The organism is Streptomyces sp. NPDC005302 (assembly GCF_040607345.1).
Taxonomy (GTDB): Bacteria; Actinomycetota; Actinomycetes; order Streptomycetales; family Streptomycetaceae; genus Streptomyces.
On the sequence record NZ_JBEXGN010000006.1, the window covers coordinates 73,415 to 92,407 of the forward strand.

Sequence of the window (18,993 nt, forward strand, 5' to 3'; positions counted from 1 at the left end):
GAACCAACCACGCTTTCCGGGATGATCGATGGTGCGAGTGGGGCGGGAGAATCGCGTGCACCACCACCGGTCGAGTAGCGTTGCCGACCATGCGTCTCGTCATTGCCCGCTGTTCCGTGGACTACGCGGGCCGGCTCACGGCCCACCTCCCGTCGGCCCCGCGCCTCATCCTCGTGAAGGCGGACGGAAGCGTCTCGATCCACGCGGACGACCGGGCCTACAAGCCCCTCAACTGGATGTCTCCGCCCTGCACGCTGAAGGAGGGCTCCGGCGACGAGGAAGGCACCTGGACCGTCGTCAACAAGGCGGGCGAGAAGCTCATCATCACGATGGAGGAGGTCCTCCACGACTCCTCACACGAACTCGGTGTGGACCCCGGCCTGATCAAGGACGGCGTGGAAGCACACCTCCAGGAGCTGCTCGCCGACCGCATCGAGACGCTCGGCGAGGGCTACTCCCTCATCCGCCGCGAGTACATGACGGCCATCGGCCCGGTCGACATCCTGTGCCGGGACGCCGACGGCGCGACGGTCGCCGTGGAGATCAAGCGGCGCGGTGAGATCGACGGCGTCGAGCAACTCACGCGCTATCTCGATCTGTTGAACCGCGACCCGCACCTCGCGCCGGTCCGCGGCATCTTCGCCGCCCAGGAGATCAAGCCGCAGGCCCGCGTCCTCGCCACCGACCGCGGCATCGGCTGCACGGTCCTGGACTACAACGCCCTGCGGGGCATCGAGGACGACAAGCTGCGCCTGTTCTGACCCGCACGCCGGCTCGCGGTCCGCACCCCGCGCCCCTGCCGTACGCACGACGAGGGAGGGCCGGGTCCGTCACAGGACCCGGCCCTCCCTCATGTCGTACGGCCCGCGGTCAGATCACCGCGCCGCTCGGCGATCCCGCCACGCCGCTCGCCGGACCACTGCTCTCCGGCACTCCGGCCGACGTGCTCGCGGGCGCACCGGTCGTCACGGGGCCGCTCGCGGAGTCGGAGGTGGACGGCTCGGTCGATTCCGTCGCCGAGGGAGACGGGGAGCCGCTGTCCGAAGGCGACGGAGACGTACTGGTCGACGGCTTCGGGGAGGACGACGGCTTGGTCGACTTCGACGGCGACTTGGACGGAGTCGGCGACTTCGACGGCTTGCCCGACGTGTGGGTGCCGGTCGGGTCGTCGGAGGGCCCGCGCGTGGCCGTGGCGGTGGGCGTCGGATCGTCCGTCGTGCCGTACGTGCCGTCGGGCCCGGGGTCGGTGGGCGCGGCCGGGGTGCCGGCGGTGGGACTGGAGTCGCCGGCCTTCTTCGCCTTGTCGGCGCCGAGGCTGTCGTCCTCGCTGCCCTGACTGGCCGACGGGTTGACGCCGACCTTCTCGGACGGGGTGTCGCTGTCGTGGTTCGAGGTCGCGCCGAGGGTGACCACCGTGCCGAGGACGGCGACGAGGAGCGCGCCGGCGCCCGCGGCGACCAGGTTGCGCCGGGTGCCGGTGACGAGGCGCCCGGTGACGCTCTGCCGCTTCTCGGCGGGGAAGTCCCCGGCGGGGTGGGCGAGCACCGTCACGGCGCCGCCCGAGGTGTCGACGACCGTCGGGAAGGGCGCCGGGACGCCGCCGGGCGGCGACATCGACTCCTCGTGCCGCGCGTCCGGCACCTCCTCCGCCGCGGTGCGTCCGCCGATGGCGTACGGGGTTCCCGAGCGGTCGGCGACCAGGGCGAGGGCGCGGCGGCCCGCGGTGGTGCCGCGCTTGTCGGCCAGGGCGCCGCGCAGGCCTATGGACGCCTCCAGCTCGGCACGGGCCCGGTCCAGCTGGCCGCCGCAGAGCGCGAGAATGCCCAACTCGTGGTGGAAGTAGGCCTGTTCCCCGACCTCGCCGGAGAGCCGGGACGCCTCGGCGCCGGAGCGCAGGGCGCGTTCCCAGGCGCTCCAGTGCAGCCCGGCGGCGAAAGCGGGTCCGGCCGTGCGGGCCAGCCGGACGGCGGGGCTCTCGTCCTCGTCGTCGAGCGGGGCGGTGGTGCCGGGCACGAGAGCGGTGAGCGCGGCGAGCACGGCGTCGGCCTCGGCGCAGACCCGCTCCGGGGTGACCGAGGGGTGTCCGGCCCACCAGGTGTAGTGCTGGGCGGCGGCGCGGGCCTGCTCGTCCAGGGCGTCCGCGTAGCCGGAGGCCTCCAGCTGCGCCTGCACGCCGGCGGCGAGCCGGTAGCGGGAGCCGACCGGGGAGATCAGCGCGCAGCCGGCCAGTTCGGCGAGCGCGGCATCGGCGTGGGTGTCGCCCACGAGGGCGGGCAGGTGCGCCTGGTGGGGCACCTCGCCGCCGAGCGCGACGGCGAAGCGCAGTGTGGCGCGCGCAGACTCACTGAGCCGGGACGCGAGCAGCGCTGCGGGTGCGGCGCCTTCGGCGAGGGAGGGCAGCGGCACGTCGTGGCCGTCGACGGCCTCGAGGGGCGCGTCGTCCGGGACCTGCTGGAAGACCCCGTACTCGTCGAGGGCGTCCTCGCCGGCCTGCAGCCGGTCGCGCTGCCGCAGCAGGGCGCCGGCCTGCATGAAGCGCAGGGGCAGTCCCTCGGACTCGAACCAGAGGTCACCCGCCCAGTTCGACTCCTCCTCGGTCAGCACGCGTCCGACGGAGCGTTCGAGGAGTTCGAGGCCGCCACTGCGGTCGAGTCCGCCGAGGACGACCTCTTCGAGGAGTGCCTCGCCGGAGGGTGCCGGCACGTCGGGGGTGGCGGCGACGACGAAGGCGCACTCGGGGGTGGCGTCGAGGAGTTCGTCGAGGGCGCTGCCGCCGATCTCGATGTCGTCGATGACGACGACGGCGCCGACGTCGCGGACGAGGCGGAGCAGTTCGTCGCGGTCGGGGCGGTGCAGCGGGGCGTCGTGGACGGCCGCGAAGAGGTCGTGGAGCAGGTCGGCCGCGGTGCGCCGGTAGCCGCAGAGGCGGACGACGCCGTCGGGGGCGAGGTCCGCGCAGTCGTCGGCGACGGCGTCGAGGAGGACGGTACGGCCGGATCCGGAGGGTCCGGTCAGCCGTATGGAACGGCCGCGGGCGAGGAGGCGTACGAGCCGCTCGCGTTCTTCCTGGCGTTCCAGGAGGGGCAGCCGGGGCTGCGCGGGGCCGGGCGGTACGGGCGGGCGGGCCGCGCGGGCCAGTTCGGCGCGTGCGGCGGCGCCGTGCTTCACGGGCGGCTGCGGTCGCTCGTGCGGCGGGCAGTTCTCGATCTCGCTGCCGTCGACGGGGTTGACCGTGAGCAGGAAGTCGCCCGAGACGAGCTGGACCGTGCGGACGAGCGCGGGTGCGTGCTGGCCCAGGTCGGTGGCGAGCGGGTCGCGCGGCGGGCGCGGGCGAGGCGCCTGGCCGTCGTCGTCATGGCCGTACTCTTCGGGTCCCCGGTTGGTCGGGTCCATGTTCCAAGCCCCCCAAAAGCGTCGTGTGCCAAGCCCTCCCGGCCGTGCTGCACACCGCGCTGTCGCTTCTGGTCCGGTGCCCGCTCGTAGGGTTTCAGGCGGCGGGCAGCCGAACCCTAAACCTTCGCACAGTATCTACGAACAGGCGGGGTACCGCGCCGTCCGAACCGTCACAGCTTCGTGAGGATTGTGCACGTGGTGCGTTTCCCGCGCCGGTCAGGGCGCGGACGCGGTCGCTTACGCGGCGCGGTGAGGTGCTCGCACGGGTCAGACGCGGGGCAGGGACTCGACCCCGATACCGCCCTCGATCGCCAGGATGCGGTGCAGCCGGGTGGCCACCAGCAGGCGCTGCATCTGCGGTGGGACACCGCGCAGCACGAGCCGTCTGCCGCACCGCCCGGCGCGTCGGTGGGCCCCCATGATGACACCGAGGCCGGTGGCGTCCCAGGAGTCCAGCTCGGACAGGTCCAGCACGAGGTCGCCGGCTCCGTCGTCGACGGCCGAGTGCAGGACCGTGCGGGCGTCCGCCGCGCTGCGTACGTCGAGGCGGCCCCCGACGACCAGCTCGGCGTGGTCGCCCCTGATGTACATATGCGCTCCCCGAGAATGCGTCTCGAAACTCCGCGTGTGTCTGTTACCGCGTCTTCACGTCTGTATCTTGTGCACCGTCTGACTGCCTGAGGGCCGCAGAGGTTGCCGTCTGTAAGCGAACCGATACCGAATTCACCTCATGGGGTGACACCCGAGAGGCGCGTGCGGTTTCCGTGCCGAACGCGGCGACGGGGTCGTCCGTCGCCGCGGTGATCGTTCAGTGCTTGTAGAAGCCCTGCCCGCTCTTGCGCCCGATGTCACCGGCGTCAACCATCCGGCGCATCAGCTCGGGCGGCGCGAACTTCTCGTCCTGGGTCTCGGTGTAGATGTTGCCGGTGGCGTGCAGCAGGATGTCGACGCCGGTGAGGTCGGCGGTGGCGAGGGGTCCCATCGCGTGGCCGAAGCCCAGCCGGCAGGCGAGGTCGATGTCCTCGGCGGTGGCCACGCCGGACTCGTACAGCTTGGTCGCCTCGACGACGAGGGCCGAGATGAGACGGGTGGTCACGAAGCCGGCGACGTCGCGGTTGACGACGATGCAGGTCTTGCCGACGGACTCGCTGAACTCCCGTGCGGTGGCGAGCGTTTCGTCGCTCGTCTTGTAGCCGCGGACCAGTTCGACGAGCTGCATCATCGGCACGGGCGAGAAGAAGTGCACGCCGACGACGCGCTCCGGGCGCTCGGTGGCCGCCGCGATCTTGGTGATCGGGATCGCGGAGGTGTTCGAGGCGAGCACGGTGTCGGGGCGCACGATCTTGTCGAGGGCCCGGAAGATCTCGTGCTTGACCTCGAGCTTCTCGAAGACGGCCTCGACGACGATGTCCGCGTCGGACGCCGCCTCCAGGTCGGTGGTCGCGGTGATGCGCGCGAGCGCCGCCTCGGCGTCGGCCGCCTCCAGCTTGCCCTTGCCGACGAACTTGTCGTACGAGGTCTTGATCCCGTCGAGGCCACGGCCGAGCGCCTCGTCGGTGACATCGCGCAGGACCACGTCCCAGCCCGCCTGCGCGGAGACCTGAGCGATGCCGGACCCCATGAGTCCGGCTCCGATGACGGCGAGCTTCCGTGCCACTCCGACTCCCTTAACACGCTGAATGAGTTGCTCTCCGGCGGACCCTAGCGTCCGTGTGCGCCTGTGTGACCGGTAAGTAACGCGCGTCACGTCTCATCTGACGGACATCACACCGGCACGGCTCATTCGACCGCCCGTACGGCGTAGTTGAGCACCTTGGGGCTCAACAGGTCCTCCATGTCGTCGAGGAGCAGAAGCACCTCGCGTGACACTTCGTCCGGATTGCGGCCGGCCATCATCTCCCGGCCGATGACCGACATGACGGTCTGGTGCACCCAGTTGATCTGGCCCGCGACGAGGCCCGGCAGCGGATCCCCGGGGGGCGCGGCCACTTCCTCGCGCAGCGCCTCCTCCAGGTTGACGAGGATCTCCTGGCCGATGGCCCACAGTCGCGAGCGGAGCGCGGCCGCGTCCTGGATGACCTCCATGAAACGGGCGTACCCGGTCATCAGACCGAGCCGCGGGGAGACCGCCTGGACCTCGTCGCGCAGTTCACGCAGGACCGCGGCGGCGGCCGACTCACCCTTCGCCCGGCCGCGCACCCAGCCGGCGAGGCGGTCGACGACGCCCCGCGAGCGGTCGAGGAAGAGGTCCTCCTTGGCCGGGAAGTAGTTGTAGACGGTGTTCACGGAGACGTCCGCGGCGTCCGCGATCTCCGCGACGGTCACCGCGTCGAAGCCCCGTTCCAGGAACAGGCCCGTGGCGACATCGGAGATGTACTGCCGCGTCTGCCGTTTCTTGCGCTCCCTGAGCCCTTCCGCCATGTCCGCATCCTAACTTTCGCTGGTTCCGCTGAAATTTTGGAGTCATTGCAAAATTTGAGGGACTCTGTTTTTCTGATGGCATGGCAATCATCAGTACGGCCGGACTGGCCCGCACCTTCGCGACCAAACGGGGGCCGGTGGAGGCGGTGCGCGGCATCGACCTCACCGTGCGGCCCGGCGAGATCCTCGGCCTCCTCGGACCCAACGGCGCCGGCAAGACCACCACGCTCCGGATGCTCACCACCCTGCTCGCCCCCACCGGCGGCGCGGCGACCGTCGCGGGCTGCGACCTCGCCGGCGACCCGGCGGGCGTGCGCCGCGCCTGCGGCTACGTGGCCCAGTCGGGCGGCGTCGACCCGCACGTCACCGTGCGGGAGGAGCTGGTCACCCAGGGGCGGCTGTACCGGCTGCCCAGGGCGCGGGCGGTCGAGCGCGCCGACGAACTGGCCCACGAACTCGGCCTCACCGGTCTCATGGACCGCCGCGTCGGCACGCTCTCCGGCGGCCGGCGACGCCGTCTGGACATCGCGCTCGGCCTCACCCACCGGCCCGTGGTGCTCTTCCTCGACGAACCGACGACCGGGCTCGACCCCGGCAGCCGCGCCGACCTCTGGGACCTCGTGCGCCGGCTGCGCGACACCCACGGCACCACGGTCTTCCTCACCACCCACTACCTCGACGAGGCGGACGCGCTCGCCGACCGACTGGTGATCGTCGACCGGGGCGTGGTGGTCGCCGACGGCACGCCCGGCGCGCTGAAGCGGGCGCACGGCGGCTCCCCCGACGCGACCCTCCAGGACACGTTCCTCGCCATCACCGGACGCGGCCCCGAACCGGCCGACACCGCACCCGTGGCCGTCTGACACCGCCCCGCAGCCGACCGACCCGTCGAAAGGGACCGAGGACCGATGCTTCTCCAGGACACCGCGCTGATCTTCGGGCGCTACGCCCGCCAGACCCTGCGCTCCCGCTTCGCGATGCTCTTCGGCGCCCTGATGCCGTTGCTGTACCTGCTCTTCTTCGGACCGCTCCTGACTGGCCTGCCCCTCGCCTCCCGAGGCACCTCCTGGCAGGTTCTCGTCCCCGGCCTGCTGCTCCAACTCGGACTGTTCGGCGCCGCGTTCGCCGGTTTCACGATCATCATCGAGAAGAACCTGGGCATCGTGGAACGGATGCGGGTCACCCCCGTGAGCCGTCTCGCGCTGCTGCTCGGCCGGGTGCTGCGCGACGCCGCCGTCTTCGTCCTCCAGGCGGTGCTGCTGGTCCTGGCGGCCCTGGTGATGGGACTGCGCGCCCCGCTCGCCGGCATCCTGATCGGCTTCGCCTTCGTCGCCCTGCTGACCGTCTCGCTCGCCTCACTGTCGTACGCCCTCGCCCTGAAGGTCAGCACGCCGCAGGAGTTCGGACCCGCCGTGAACGCGCTGACCATGCCGTCCATGCTGCTGTCCGGCCTGATGCTGCCGATGGCCCTCGCCCCCGGCTGGCTGGACGTGCTCTCGCACTTCATGCCGTTCCGCTATCTGGTCGACGCGGTCCGGGACGCGTACGTCAGCTCCTACGCCACGGCGCACATGCTGTACGGCGTCCTGGTGGCCCTGGGCTTCGCCGCTCTCGCCGTGACAGTGGGCACACGCGTCTTCCGCAGGGCGGGGGCATAACTAGGCTGGCCTCATGGTCAATCTGACGCGCATCTACACCCGGACCGGCGACCAGGGCACCACCGCCCTCGGTGACATGAGCAGGGTTGCCAAGACCGACCTGCGGATCTCGGCGTACGCCGACGCCAACGAGGCGAACGCGGTGATCGGCACGGCCATCGCACTGGGCGGCCTGGAGACGGAGGTCGTCGAGGTCCTCACCCGCGTCCAGAACGACCTGTTCGACGTGGGCGCGGACCTCTCGACGCCGGTGGTCGAGGACCCGCAGTTCCCGCCGCTGCGCGTGGAGCAGTTCTACGTCGACAAGCTGGAGGCGGACTGCGACCGCTTCAACGAGCGGCTGGAGAAGCTCCGCTCCTTCATCCTGCCCGGCGGCACCGCGGGCGCCGCCCTCCTGCACCAGGCGTGCACGGTCGTCCGCCGCGCCGAGCGTTCCACCTGGTCGGCGCTGGAGGTCCACGGCGAGGCGATGAACCCGCTCACCGCCACGTACCTCAACCGCCTCTCCGACCTCCTGTTCATCCTGGCGCGCACGGCCAACAAGGACACCGGTGACGTCCTGTGGGTGCCGGGCGGGGAGCGCTAGAACCCGCAGCCGGTCCGCGCAGCACCCCTCGCCCACAAGGACGGCGAGGGGCCGTCGGCGACCCCCGACGCAGAGCCGCCCGGAGTTTTTTGCCGGCCGAGGGCAGGCCCGCGGCGCCCGCGCGTCGCGGCACCGCCCGGCGGCCCCGGACGGCCGAGCGTGCACGTCAGCCCGCCTGCCGGGCCCACCGGATGCCGGAGCCGGGTCCAAGCGGCCGCCCTTTCAAGGGAGTTGAGTGATCACCCCCGCCACATTGCACTGGTCCAGACCTATTGACCCGTGGTCCAGACCTTTCTATTCTCGCCGCACTGCGCTTAGCCATGCCCACGACACCCCCGGCCGAGGGGGCGCGAGGGCGGCGGGAGCGCGAGCGCGCGCACGCCCACCGGGCTGAGCACGGTCGCGGTCCCCCCGCTCGTCACGGCGCCCCGGAGGCACCAGACGAAAGAGGAGAGGCATCATGCGCTTCCGGCAGAGAGCCAGACACAGAACCGTGGCGGGGCTCACCACCCTGCTCCTCCCCCTCGCCGCACTCGTCGGCCTCGCGGGTCCCGCACAGGCGGCCACCAGCGCCACCGCGACGTACACCAAGACCCAGGACTGGGGTACGGGGTTCGGCGGCCAGTGGACCGTCAAGAACACCGGCACCGCGGCCATCAGTTCGTGGGCCATCGAGTGGGACTTCCCCACCGGCACGTCCGTCACCTCGGCGTGGGACGCGGACGTCACCCACTCCGGCAACCACTGGACCGCCAAGAACAAGTCCTACAACGGCACCCTCGCCGCGGGCGCGTCCCTCTCCTTCGGCTTCAACGGCGCCGGCTCCGGTTCCCCCACCAACTGCACGCTCAACGGCGGCAGTTGTGACGGCGGCACCACGGTCCCCGGCGACAGCGCGCCCTCCGCGCCCGGCACACCCACCTCGTCGGGCGTCACCGACACCTCGGTGAAGCTCTCCTGGAGCGCGGCCACCGACGACAAGGGCGTCAAGAACTACGACGTCCTGCGCGGCGGCACCAAGGTCGCGACCGTGACGACCACCTCGTACACGGACACCGGCCTCACCGCCGGCACCGACTACTCGTACACGGTCCAGGCCCGTGACACCGCCGACCAGACCGGTCCGGTCAGCGGCGCGGTCTCCGTGCGCACCACCGGCGGCGGCACCACTCCCCCGCCCACCGGCAACGCCGTCAAGCTCGGCTACTTCACCGAGTGGGGCATCTACGGCCGCAACTACAACGTCAAGAACCTGGTGACGTCCGGCTCGGCCGCGAAGATCACGCACATCAACTACGCCTTCGGCAACGTCACCGGCGGCAAGTGCGCGATCGGCGACTCCTACGCCGACTACGACAAGGCCTTCACCGCCGACCAGTCGGTCAGCGGCGTCGCCGACACCTGGGACCAACCGCTGCGTGGCAACTTCAACCAGCTGCGTGAGCTGAAGGCCAAGTACCCGAACCTCAAGGTGCTGTGGTCCTTCGGCGGCTGGACCTGGTCCGGCGGCTTCGGTGAGGCGGCCAAGAACCCGGCGGCCTTCGCGCAGTCCTGCTACGACCTGGTCGAGGACCCGCGCTGGGCCGATGTCTTCGACGGCATCGACATCGACTGGGAGTACCCGAACGCCTGTGGCCTGACCTGCGACACCAGCGGTGCCGCGGCGTACAAGAACGTCATGCAGGCGCTGCGCGCCAAGTTCGGCACGAACAACCTGGTCACCGCCGCCACCACGGCCGACGGCACCTCGGGCGGAAAGGTCGACGCCGCCGACTACGCGGGCGCCGCGCAGTACGTCGACTGGTACAACGTGATGACGTACGACTTCTTCGGCGCGTTCGACGCGGACGGCCCGACCGCCCCGCACTCCCCGCTCACCTCGTACAGCGGCATCCCGCAGGCCGGGTTCACCACCGCCGACGCGATCGCCAAGTTCAAGTCCAAGGGGGTGCCGGCGAGCAAGCTGCTGATCGGCATCGGCTTCTACGGGCGCGGCTGGACCGGTGTCACCCAGGACGCCCCCGGCGGCACCGCCACCGGACCCGCACCGGGCACGTACGAGCCGGGCAACGAGGACTACAAGGTCCTCAAGACGTCCTGCCCCGTCACCGGCACCATCGCCGGCACGGCGTACGCCCACTGCGGCAGCAACTGGTGGTCGTACGACACCCCGTCCACCATCGCCGGCAAGATGTCGTGGGCCAAGACCCAGGGTCTGGGCGGCGCCTTCTTCTGGGAGTTCAGCGGCGACACCAGCAACGGTGAACTCGTCAGCGCCATCAACAGCGGCCTGAGCTGACCTTCCGCACCACCACGCACGAATGCCGCGGGCAGACCTCCGGGTCTGTCCGCGGCTCTTTTTCTCGGCCCCGAGCGGCCGGCCGGGTACGGGTCAGGCCACGTTCACGCGCTGGCCGGGCGGGGCCGCCTCCAGCCACGCGAGGAAACCGGTGAGCGCGTCCTCGGTCATCGCCAGTTCGAGACGCGTACCGCGATGGAGACAGGTCAGGATGATCGCGTCGGAGAGCAGCGCGAGTTCCTCCTCGCCCTCGGCGGCACGGCGGCCGGCCACCTCGATCGCCGAGCGTTCGAGAACGCGGCGCGGCCGGGGGGCGTAGGAGAAGACGCGGTACCACTCGACGCGGTCGCCGTTGTAGCGGGCGACTCCGTAGCTCCAGCCCTTGCCGCCGGCGTCGCCCTTCTCGGGGACGTCCCAGCGCAGGCTGCAGTCGAACGTTCCGCCGGAACGCTGGATCAGCCGGCGGCGGAGGCCGAAGACGAACAGCCCCACCACGACAAGCGCCACTACCAATCCGCACACAGTCAGAGCGAGGACCATCGACACCGACCTCCTCGTCTCCTAGGTAACGGAAAAGAAAAAACTTCCGGATTCGCCTCAGCCGCGGCCAGGGCCGGAGTGATCCGGTCCCAGCCGCGGCTGAGGCAAAGCTTCACACAGTGCGGCCCCAGCGCCTAAGGGCCTGGGGTCGCACGGTCGTCAGCGCGTCGACACCGCACGCAGGCGGACATCCGCGCGACGCTCGGCGGACGCGTCGGCGTCCGACTTCGCGCGCTCGAGCGCCCGCTCCGCACGCTGGACATCGATCTCGTCCGACAGCTCGGCGATCTCGGCCAGCAGCGACAGCTTGTTGTCGGCGAACGAGATGAAACCCCCGTGCACCGCGGCGATGACCGTTCCGCCATCGCTCGTACGAATGGTCACCGGGCCCGACTCCAGCACACCGAGAAGCGGCTGGTGACCGGGCATGACGCCGATGTCGCCGGACGCGGTACGCGCGACGACCAGGGTGGCCTCGCCGGACCAGACACTACGGTCCGCGGCGACGAGCTCGACGTGCAGCTCAGCAGCCAAGGTGGGCTCCTCGGGTCACCACCCGGCGTTGCTGCCGGGTGTTGGGTCAAAGTCTAGTAGGCGAACAAGGGGGGACGGACCGCACCCCGCGAGGCGCGGCCACGCCCCCCTCATTCAGAACGCGAGGTTCAGGAGACGCCGAGTTCCTTGGCGTTGGCCTTGAGGTCCTCGATGCCACCGCACAGGAAGAACGCCTGCTCCGGGAAGTGGTCGTACTCGCCGTCGATGATCGCGTTGAAGGCCGTGATCGACTCGTCCAGCGGGACGTCCGACCCGTCGACGCCGGTGAACTGCTTGGCGACGTGGGTGTTCTGGGACAGGAAGCGCTCCACGCGACGGGCACGGTGGACGGTGAGCTTGTCCTCTTCGCCCAGCTCGTCGATACCGAGGATCGCGATGATGTCCTGGAGGTCCTTGTACTTCTGGAGGACCGACTTCACCCGCATGGCGGCGGCGTAGTGGTCCGCCGCGATGTAGCGCGGGTCCAGGATGCGGGACGTGGAGTCCAGCGGGTCCACGGCCGGGTAGATGCCCTTCTCGGAGATCGGACGGGAGAGAACCGTCGTCGCGTCGAGGTGGGCGAACGTGGTGGCCGGGGCCGGGTCGGTCAGGTCGTCCGCGGGGACGTAGATCGCCTGCATCGAGGTGATCGAGTGACCACGCGTCGAGGTGATGCGCTCCTGGAGGAGGCCCATCTCGTCGGCCAGGTTCGGCTGGTAGCCCACCGCGGAGGGCATACGGCCGAGCAGGGTCGAGACCTCGGAACCGGCCTGCGTGAAGCGGAAGATGTTGTCGATGAAGAACAGCACGTCCTGCTTCTGCACATCGCGGAAGTACTCCGCCATGGTCAGACCCGCGAGGGCCACGCGCAGACGGGTGCCCGGGGGCTCGTCCATCTGACCGAAGACAAGCGCGGTCTTGTCGATGACGCCCGACTCGGACATCTCCTCGATGAGGTCGTTGCCCTCACGGGTGCGCTCGCCGACACCGGCGAACACGGAGACACCGTCGTGGTTGTTGGCGACGCGGTAGATCATCTCCTGGATGAGCACCGTCTTGCCGACACCGGCACCACCGAACAGACCGATCTTTCCACCCTTGACGTACGGGGTGAGAAGGTCGATGACCTTGACGCCGGTCTCGAACATCTCGGTCTTCGACTCGAGCTCGTCGAAGCGCGGGGCCTTGCGGTGGATGGACCAGCGCTCGCCCGAGTACGTCTCGTCGGAGTTCAGCACCTCACCGAGGGTGTTGAACACCTTGCCCTTGGTGAAGTCACCGACCGGGACGGTGATGCCCGCTCCGGTGTCGGTGACCGCGGCCTGGCGGACCAGACCGTCGGTGGGCTGCATGGAGATCGTGCGGACCAGGCCGTCACCCAGGTGCTGGGCGACTTCCAGGGTCAGCGTCTTCTTCTCGCCGGCGTTGGCCGGGTCGGCCACCTCGACGTGAAGGGCGTTGTAGATGTCCGGCATCGCGTCGACGGGGAACTCCACGTCGACGACCGGGCCGATGACCCGGGCGACGCGGCCCGTGGCAACGGCCGTCTCAGAAGTCGTCGTCATTACTTGTCACTCCCCGCGGTCGCGTCGGCAAGGGCTGCGGAGCCACCGACGATCTCGCTGATTTCCTGGGTGATTTCGGCCTGGCGGGCCGCATTGGCAAGTCGGGAGAGCGTGGTGATCAGGTCTCCCGCGTTGTCGGTCGCCGACTTCATCGCGCGGCGCGTGGCGGCATGCTTGGAAGCAGCCGACTGGAGCAGCGCGTTGTAGATACGGCTCTCGACGTAGCGCGGCAGCAGGGCGTCGAGGACGTCCTCCGCCGACGGTTCGAACTCGAACAGCGGGAGGATCTCGCCCTTCGGCGCTTCCTCCGCGACCTCTTCGAGGCGAAGCGGCAACAGGCGGCCGTCGATGGCCGACTGCGTCATCATCGAGACGAACTCGGTGTAGACGATGTGGAGTTCGTCCACGCCGCCGTCCGCCGTCTCCTTCTCGATGGCCTCGATGAGCGGACCCGCAACCTTCTTCGCGTCCGCGTACGTGGGCTCATCGGTGAATCCCGACCACGACTCCACGACCTTGCGCTCGCGGAAGTTGTAGTGGGCCAGACCGCGGCGGCCGACGATGAACGTGTCGACCTCCTTGCCCTCGGCCTCGAGGCGCGCCGTCAACTGCTCGGCGGCCTTGATGGCGTTGGCGTTGAAGGCGCCGGCCAGTCCGCGGTCGCTCGTGAGGAGCAGCACCGCGGCACGGGTCGCCGTCTCCGCCTCGGTGGTCAGCGGGTGCTTGGTGTTCGAACCGGTACCGACCGCCGTGACCGCGCGGGTGAGCTCGGTCGCGTACGGCGCGGAGGCCGCCACCTTGCGCTGCGCCTTGACGACACGCGAGGCGGCGATCATCTCCATCGCCTTGGTGATCTTCTTGGTCGCGGTGACGGATCGGATGCGACGCTTGTAGACCCGGAGCTGGGCTCCCATGAGTCAGGTCCCTTCCTTACGTCACTTGGCCGCGGCCGGAGCGTCCTCGCCGAGAAGCTTCCCGTCCGAGGTCTCGAACTGCTTCTTGAAGTCCGCGATGGAGTCAGCGACGGCGGTGAGGGTGTCGTCCGACATCTTGCCGCCCTCCTTGATGGAGGTCATGAGGCCCTGCTCCTTGCGGTGCAGGTACTCCAGGAGCTCCTTCTCGAAGCGGCGGACGTCGACGACCGGCACGTCGTCCATCTTGCCGGTGGTACCGGCCCAGACGGAGACGACCTGGTCCTCGGTCGGCATCGGCTGGTACTGAGCCTGCTTGAGCAGCTCGACCAGACGCTGACCGCGCTCCAGCTGCGACTTCGACGCGGCGTCCAGGTCGGAACCGAAGGCGGCGAACGCCTCCAGCTCGCGGTACTGGGCCAGGTCGAGGCGAAGCCGGCCGGAGACCTGCTTCATCGCCTTGTGCTGGGCGGAGCCACCGACGCGGGAGACCGAGATACCGACGTTCAGGGCCGGACGCTGGCCGGCGTTGAACAGGTCGGACTCCAGGAAGCACTGGCCGTCGGTGATGGAGATGACGTTGGTCGGGATGAACGCCGACACGTCGTTCGCCTTGGTCTCGACGATCGGCAGACCCGTCATCGAACCGGCGCCCAGGTCGTCGGAGAGCTTCGCGCAGCGCTCCAGCAGACGGGAGTGCAGGTAGAAGACGTCACCGGGGTAGGCCTCGCGCCCCGGCGGGCGGCGGAGCAGCAGGGACACGGCGCGGTAGGCGTCGGCCTGCTTCGAGAGGTCGTCGAAGATGATGAGGACGTGCTTGCCCTCGTACATCCACTGCTGACCGATGGCCGAACCGGTGTACGGCGCCAGGTACTTGAAGCCGGCCGGGTCGGACGCCGGGGCGGCGACGATGGTCGTGTACTCCAGGGCGCCGGCCTCTTCGAGCGCACCACGCACGGAGGCGATGGTGGAACCCTTCTGACCGATGGCGACGTAGATGCAGCGGACCTGCTTCTTCGTGTCGCCCGAGCGCCAGTTGTCGCGCTGGTTGATGATCGTGTCGACAGCCAGCGCGGTCTTGCCGGTCTGACGGTCACCGATGATCAGCTGACGCTGGCCACGGCCGATCGGGGTCATCGCGTCGACGGCCTTGTAGCCCGTCTCCATCGGCTCGTGGACCGACTTGCGGATCATGACGCCCGGGGCCTGCAGCTCGAGGGCGCGGCGGCCGGTGGTCTCGATGTCGCCGAGGCCGTCGATCGGGTTGCCGAGCGGGTCGACGACGCGGCCGAGGTAACCCTCGCCCACGGCGACGGACAGCACCTCACCGGTGCGCTGCACCGGCTGGCCCTCCTCGATACCGCTGAACTCGCCGAGGACGACCGCACCGATCTCGCGCTCTTCCAGGTTCAGCGCGAGACCGAGGGTTCCGTCCTCGAACTTCAGCAGCTCGTTCGCCATGGCCGAGGGAAGACCCTCGATCTTGGCGATACCGTCGCCGGCAACGGTGACCGTACCGACCTCCTCGCGCGAGGCCGCGTCCGGCTTGTACGACTGGACAAAGTTCTCCAGCGCATCCCGGATCTCCTCCGGCCGGATCGTGAGCTCCGCCATCTGGGTTCCCTGCTCTCCTTGTTGGGCCCGAAGTTTCACTTTGGGGGGATGGGGACTCCCCCCTATGAGAGGTGAATCCTCTGCACGGCCCAACATGGGCCGTCCTTGCGTTCTGCTGATGGGCTTGCTAGCTCGCCATGCGGCGAGTGGCGTCCTCGAGACGGTCCGCGATCGAACCGTTGATGACCTCGTCACCGACCTGCACCCGGATCCCGCCGAGGACATCGGGGTCCACGTCGAGGTTCAGGTGCATCGGGCGGCCGTAGAGCTTCGCCAGCGCGGCGCCGAGGCGCTGCTTCTGGCCGTCACTCAGCGGCACCGCCGAGGTGACCACGGCGACCATGCGGTTGCGGCGCTCGGCGGCGAGCTTGGACAGGGACTCGAGTCCCGCTTCCAGGCTACGTCCGCGCGGCGCGGTCACAAGGCGCGTCACGAGACGCTCGGTCGTCACGTTGGCCCGGCCGCCGAGCAGGCTGCGCAGCAGCTGGCTCTTGGCCGCCGTGGTGGCGGCGCGGTCGGTCAGCGCGGCGCGCAGCTCGGTGTTCGAGGAGACGATCCGGCCGAAGCGGAACAGTTCGTCCTCGACATCGTCGAGCGCACCCGCACGCTGGGCCGCCGTGAGGTCGGCGGTCGCGGCGATCTCCTCGAGCGCGTCCACCAGGTCGCGGGGCTGCGACCAGCGGGAACGCACCATGCCGGTGACCAGGTCCGCGGTCGTACCGCTCACCTGGGCGCCGAGCAGGCGCTGGACCAGCTCGGCCTTGGCCTCGCCGGGCTGCGCCGGGTCGGTGAGGACCCGACGCAGCGACACCTCGCGGTGGAGCAGCGCGGTGACCGCGGCCAGCTCGTCGGCGAGCTGCGCCGCGTCCACGGACGTGGAGTCCGTCAGCGCGTCGAGACGCTCACGTGCGGCTGCGGTTGCCTCGCGGCTCGCTCCGTGCGCAGTCATCGAGCCGCCTCGGCCTTCTCCTCAAGCTCGGAGAGGAAACGGTCGATGACGCGGCTCTGGCGGGCGTGGTCCTCGAGGGACTCGCCGACCAGCTTGCCGGCCAGGTCGGTGGCCAGGTGGCCGACGTCCTGACGCAGCGCCTGAGACGCGGCCTTGCGGTCGGCCTCGATCTGCGTGTGACCGGCGGCGATGATCTCTTCGCGCTGCCGCTGGCCTTCCGCGCGCATCTCGGTGATGAGCGTGGCGCCCTGCTCCTGTGCCTCCTGGCGCAGGCGCGCGGCCTCGTGACGGGCCTCGGCGAGCTGAGCCTTGTACTGCTCAAGAACGCTCTGGGCCTCGGTCTGAGCGGCCTCGGCCTTTTCGATACCGCCCTCGATGGCCTCACGACGCTGCTCCAGAACCTTGTTGATGTTCGGGAGAAGCTTCCAGGCCAGGAAGCCGAAGACGATGACGAAGGCGAGCAGGCCGATGACAAGCTCGGGGATCGGCGGGACGAGGGGGTTTTCCGTCTCCTCGGCCGCCAGAATGAGCAGCTGGCTCATGTCAGTGCCTTTCGTCTAGTGGGCTGTCGTGGATCCGAAGATCACTTGCCGTAGACGAACGGCATGACCAGACCGATGAGGGCGAGCGCCTCACAGAAGGCGAAGCCGAGGATCTGGTTGGCGCGGATCAGACCGGCGGCCTCAGGCTGACGGGCGAGGGCCTGGGTGCCGTTACCGAAGATGATGCCGACGCCGACGCCGGGGCCGATGGCCGCGAGGCCGTAACCGATCGAGCCGAGCGAGCCGGAGACAGCGGCAAGGGTCTGGGACATGCCAGTTCTTCCTTTTCTTTACGGACCGGTGGGGGTTGGCCACCGGACGACTGCGGGGTCGAGAGGGGAGGCGCTCAGTGGTTCTCGGCCAGTGCGCCCTGGATGTAGGTGCAGGTCAGCAGCACGAAGACGTAGGCCTGCAGGGCCTGGATGAACAGCTCGAACGCGGTCATGACGAGCGTCATGATGAACGAGACGCCCGCGTACGCGATGCCGATGCCGTTGAGCAGGTACCAGCTGGCGATCGTGAACAGCAGCAGCAGCGTATGGCCCGCGAACATGTTCGCGAACAGTCGCACCGCGTGCGTGAACGGACGGACGAGCAGGTTCGAGAAGAACTCGATGACCATGGCGAGCGGCAGAACCGGGCCGAGCGACTTGTCGTATCCGGTGACGTTCTTGAAGAAGCCCACGAAGCCGTGCCGCTTGAAGGTCAGCGAGACCCACAGGACATAGACGATCAGGGCCAGCACCAGCGGGTACGAGATGATCGCGGTGACCGGGAACTGGGCGAGCGGGATGATCGACCAGAGGTTCATCATCCAGACGAAGAAGAACAGCGAGACGATCAGAGGAACGTACTTCTCGCCTTCCTTCTTGCCGATCGTCTCGTAGACGACGCCACGACGGACGAAGTCGTAGCCCGCCTCGGCGATCATCTGCAGCTTGCCCGGGACGACCTTCGGCTTACGGAAGGCGGCCCAGAAGAAGCCGACGATGACGATCGAACCGAGCAGCGCCAGGAGCATCGTCTTGTTGAAGTAGACGTTGCTGTCACCGTCGCCCCAGAGGGGCTCGAACAGGAACGAGTGCAGGCCGGGAGCCGGGAATCCACAGCCGTCGAAGATGTGGCAGTCGGTCTCGAAGGCGAGCACCTGCGTCGGGTCAGCACTCACCGCGGGCTCCTTCAGCGTGGCGCATAGGTACGGCAACCTCGTTGTGTCGGCGCGGCGCACAGCCGCGGTTCGGCACTGGACTGGTGTTACGGATGTGGGGGCGGCTGTGGGGCATCAAGCCTCGCGATTGAGCAGGCGTCAGCTCAGATGCCCGCGCCCGCGATGCCGCAGTTGGCACCGGACGATAGCAGGATCTCCTACGCGCACTTATCCCGGCCCTACCCCTCACGACGAGTGCCCTGTCTTCTCGGGCTTGTCGCCCTTCGAGGACTCGGGTTCGACGTAGAGGATCTTGGCCTTCATCTGGGCACGCGCCTGTGCGCCGATCCACGCGAGCGTGGTGGCGACCAGGGCGATGGCGAAGGCCTTGGGGTTGAACAGCGACGTGTCCTTGAAAACAGCGACGAAGATGAACAGCAGAAGAATCTGCGTCGTGTAGAGCAGGAGACCCATCGCCTGGAACAGGTGCGGAAGCGATTTGGCGGTGCGCTGCAGAACGTAGAGCCCGAGCCCCATGAAGAGGATCACGACCAGCGTCGCGACGACCGCCCCGATCGCTCCCTTGCCGCCGGCGACCACACCACTGACCGCGGCGGCAATCGCGCCGACGGCAGCTGTGGGTACAGCGGCTTGAAGGAGAATCCGGGCGTCATTGGACGGCATGGCGGCAACTCCGCTTGCTCAGGGGGGCAGGGTGTCGTCATGGACGAGCGTAGTCCCGGGTGGAGAGGGAACCTCACGCCAAGGGACCGTCGTACGACGGTCTTTCGGCTCTGCCCCGGGTTCTCGTGAACCGTATCACAAACTATTTGA

At 69.3% G+C, this 18,993-nt stretch carries 19 protein-coding genes; 5 read left to right on the forward strand and 14 right to left on the reverse strand.

Translation table 11 applies throughout. From position 1 onward, the window contains the following. Positions 1 to 89: 89 nt before the first annotated feature. Complete coding sequence (gene nucS, locus ABZT74_RS10980; RefSeq protein WP_355875710.1) at positions 90 to 761, forward strand: endonuclease NucS; 672 nt, start codon at positions 90 to 92, stop codon at positions 759 to 761. 109 nt (positions 762 to 870) lie between these two features. Here nucS and ABZT74_RS10985 read toward each other — a convergent pair whose 3' ends face one another. The 4 genes from ABZT74_RS10985 to ABZT74_RS11000 all read right to left on the reverse strand — a co-directional run bounded on the left by ABZT74_RS10985 (position 871) and on the right by ABZT74_RS11000 (position 5,814). Next, the gene (locus tag ABZT74_RS10985) at positions 871 to 3,393 is read right to left on the reverse strand and encodes an ATP-binding protein (protein ID WP_356434126.1); all 2,523 of its coding nucleotides are present in this window, start codon (positions 3,391 to 3,393) and stop codon (positions 871 to 873) included. A 267-nt stretch (positions 3,394 to 3,660) separates the two neighbouring features. Continuing rightward, complete coding sequence (locus tag ABZT74_RS10990) at positions 3,661 to 3,984, reverse strand: STAS domain-containing protein (RefSeq protein ID WP_261707178.1); 324 nt, start codon at positions 3,982 to 3,984, stop codon at positions 3,661 to 3,663. Between the two features lie 217 nt (positions 3,985 to 4,201). Continuing rightward, positions 4,202 to 5,050 (reverse strand): 3-hydroxyacyl-CoA dehydrogenase family protein, encoded by an 849-nt coding sequence (locus ABZT74_RS10995; RefSeq protein ID WP_356434128.1) that lies wholly within the window; start codon positions 5,048 to 5,050, stop codon positions 4,202 to 4,204. Positions 5,051 to 5,172: 122 nt separating this feature from the next. Then, on the reverse strand, positions 5,173 to 5,814 hold the full coding sequence (locus ABZT74_RS11000) for a TetR/AcrR family transcriptional regulator (protein ID WP_355875720.1): 642 nt from the start codon (positions 5,812 to 5,814) through the stop codon (positions 5,173 to 5,175). An 80-nt stretch (positions 5,815 to 5,894) separates the two neighbouring features. Between ABZT74_RS11000 and ABZT74_RS11005 the strand changes: the two genes are divergently transcribed. The 4 genes from ABZT74_RS11005 (at position 5,895) to ABZT74_RS11020 (ending at position 10,357) form a co-directional block, all read left to right on the forward strand. Beyond that, positions 5,895 to 6,677 (forward strand): ATP-binding cassette domain-containing protein, encoded by a 783-nt coding sequence (locus ABZT74_RS11005; RefSeq protein WP_356434130.1) that lies wholly within the window; start codon positions 5,895 to 5,897, stop codon positions 6,675 to 6,677. 45 nt (positions 6,678 to 6,722) lie between these two features. Next, on the forward strand, positions 6,723 to 7,472 hold the full coding sequence (locus tag ABZT74_RS11010) for an ABC transporter permease (protein ID WP_356434132.1): 750 nt from the start codon (positions 6,723 to 6,725) through the stop codon (positions 7,470 to 7,472). 13 nt (positions 7,473 to 7,485) lie between these two features. Further along, complete coding sequence (locus tag ABZT74_RS11015; protein WP_355875730.1) at positions 7,486 to 8,058, forward strand: cob(I)yrinic acid a,c-diamide adenosyltransferase; 573 nt, start codon at positions 7,486 to 7,488, stop codon at positions 8,056 to 8,058. 460 nt (positions 8,059 to 8,518) lie between these two features. Next, positions 8,519 to 10,357, forward strand: coding sequence for a glycoside hydrolase family 18 chitinase (locus tag ABZT74_RS11020; protein ID WP_356166749.1), 1,839 nt, complete (start codon positions 8,519 to 8,521; stop codon positions 10,355 to 10,357). Positions 10,358 to 10,450: 93 nt separating this feature from the next. Here the strand turns inward: ABZT74_RS11020 and ABZT74_RS11025 are convergent, their stop codons facing one another. The 10 genes from ABZT74_RS11025 to ABZT74_RS11070 form a co-directional block, all read right to left on the reverse strand. After that, on the reverse strand, positions 10,451 to 10,897 hold the full coding sequence (locus ABZT74_RS11025) for a DUF2550 domain-containing protein (RefSeq protein WP_355875736.1): 447 nt from the start codon (positions 10,895 to 10,897) through the stop codon (positions 10,451 to 10,453). Between the two features lie 159 nt (positions 10,898 to 11,056). Next, on the reverse strand, positions 11,057 to 11,431 hold the full coding sequence (locus tag ABZT74_RS11030) for a F0F1 ATP synthase subunit epsilon (protein WP_081219455.1): 375 nt from the start codon (positions 11,429 to 11,431) through the stop codon (positions 11,057 to 11,059). A gap of 128 nt (positions 11,432 to 11,559) precedes the next feature. Continuing rightward, positions 11,560 to 12,996, reverse strand: coding sequence for a F0F1 ATP synthase subunit beta (gene atpD, locus ABZT74_RS11035; RefSeq protein ID WP_355875739.1), 1,437 nt, complete (start codon positions 12,994 to 12,996; stop codon positions 11,560 to 11,562). Then, positions 12,996 to 13,910, reverse strand: coding sequence for a F0F1 ATP synthase subunit gamma (locus tag ABZT74_RS11040; RefSeq protein WP_355875742.1), 915 nt, complete (start codon positions 13,908 to 13,910; stop codon positions 12,996 to 12,998). The genes atpD and ABZT74_RS11040 overlap by 1 nt, the downstream gene beginning before the upstream one ends. A gap of 21 nt (positions 13,911 to 13,931) precedes the next feature. Beyond that, a complete protein-coding gene (gene atpA / locus ABZT74_RS11045) occupies positions 13,932 to 15,521 on the reverse strand; it encodes a F0F1 ATP synthase subunit alpha (protein ID WP_355875745.1) in 1,590 nt (529 codons plus the stop codon). Positions 15,522 to 15,648: 127 nt separating this feature from the next. Continuing rightward, positions 15,649 to 16,470: a F0F1 ATP synthase subunit delta gene (locus tag ABZT74_RS11050; RefSeq protein ID WP_355875747.1), complete on the reverse strand. Its 822-nt coding sequence runs from the start codon at positions 16,468 to 16,470 to the stop codon at positions 15,649 to 15,651. Beyond that, the gene (locus tag ABZT74_RS11055) at positions 16,467 to 17,012 is read right to left on the reverse strand and encodes a F0F1 ATP synthase subunit B (RefSeq protein WP_164371801.1); all 546 of its coding nucleotides are present in this window, start codon (positions 17,010 to 17,012) and stop codon (positions 16,467 to 16,469) included. Before ABZT74_RS11055 ends, ABZT74_RS11050 begins: the two co-directional genes overlap by 4 nt. 41 nt (positions 17,013 to 17,053) lie before the next feature. Further along, positions 17,054 to 17,284, reverse strand: a complete 231-nt coding sequence (atpE, locus tag ABZT74_RS11060) for an ATP synthase F0 subunit C (RefSeq protein WP_024884520.1) — start codon at positions 17,282 to 17,284, stop codon at positions 17,054 to 17,056. A 74-nt stretch (positions 17,285 to 17,358) separates the two neighbouring features. Further along, complete coding sequence (gene atpB, locus ABZT74_RS11065) at positions 17,359 to 18,180, reverse strand: F0F1 ATP synthase subunit A (protein WP_081219449.1); 822 nt, start codon at positions 18,178 to 18,180, stop codon at positions 17,359 to 17,361. A 225-nt stretch (positions 18,181 to 18,405) separates the two neighbouring features. Continuing rightward, positions 18,406 to 18,843: a hypothetical protein gene (locus tag ABZT74_RS11070; RefSeq protein WP_356166746.1), complete on the reverse strand. Its 438-nt coding sequence runs from the start codon at positions 18,841 to 18,843 to the stop codon at positions 18,406 to 18,408. Between the last annotated feature and the right edge of the window lie 150 nt (positions 18,844 to 18,993).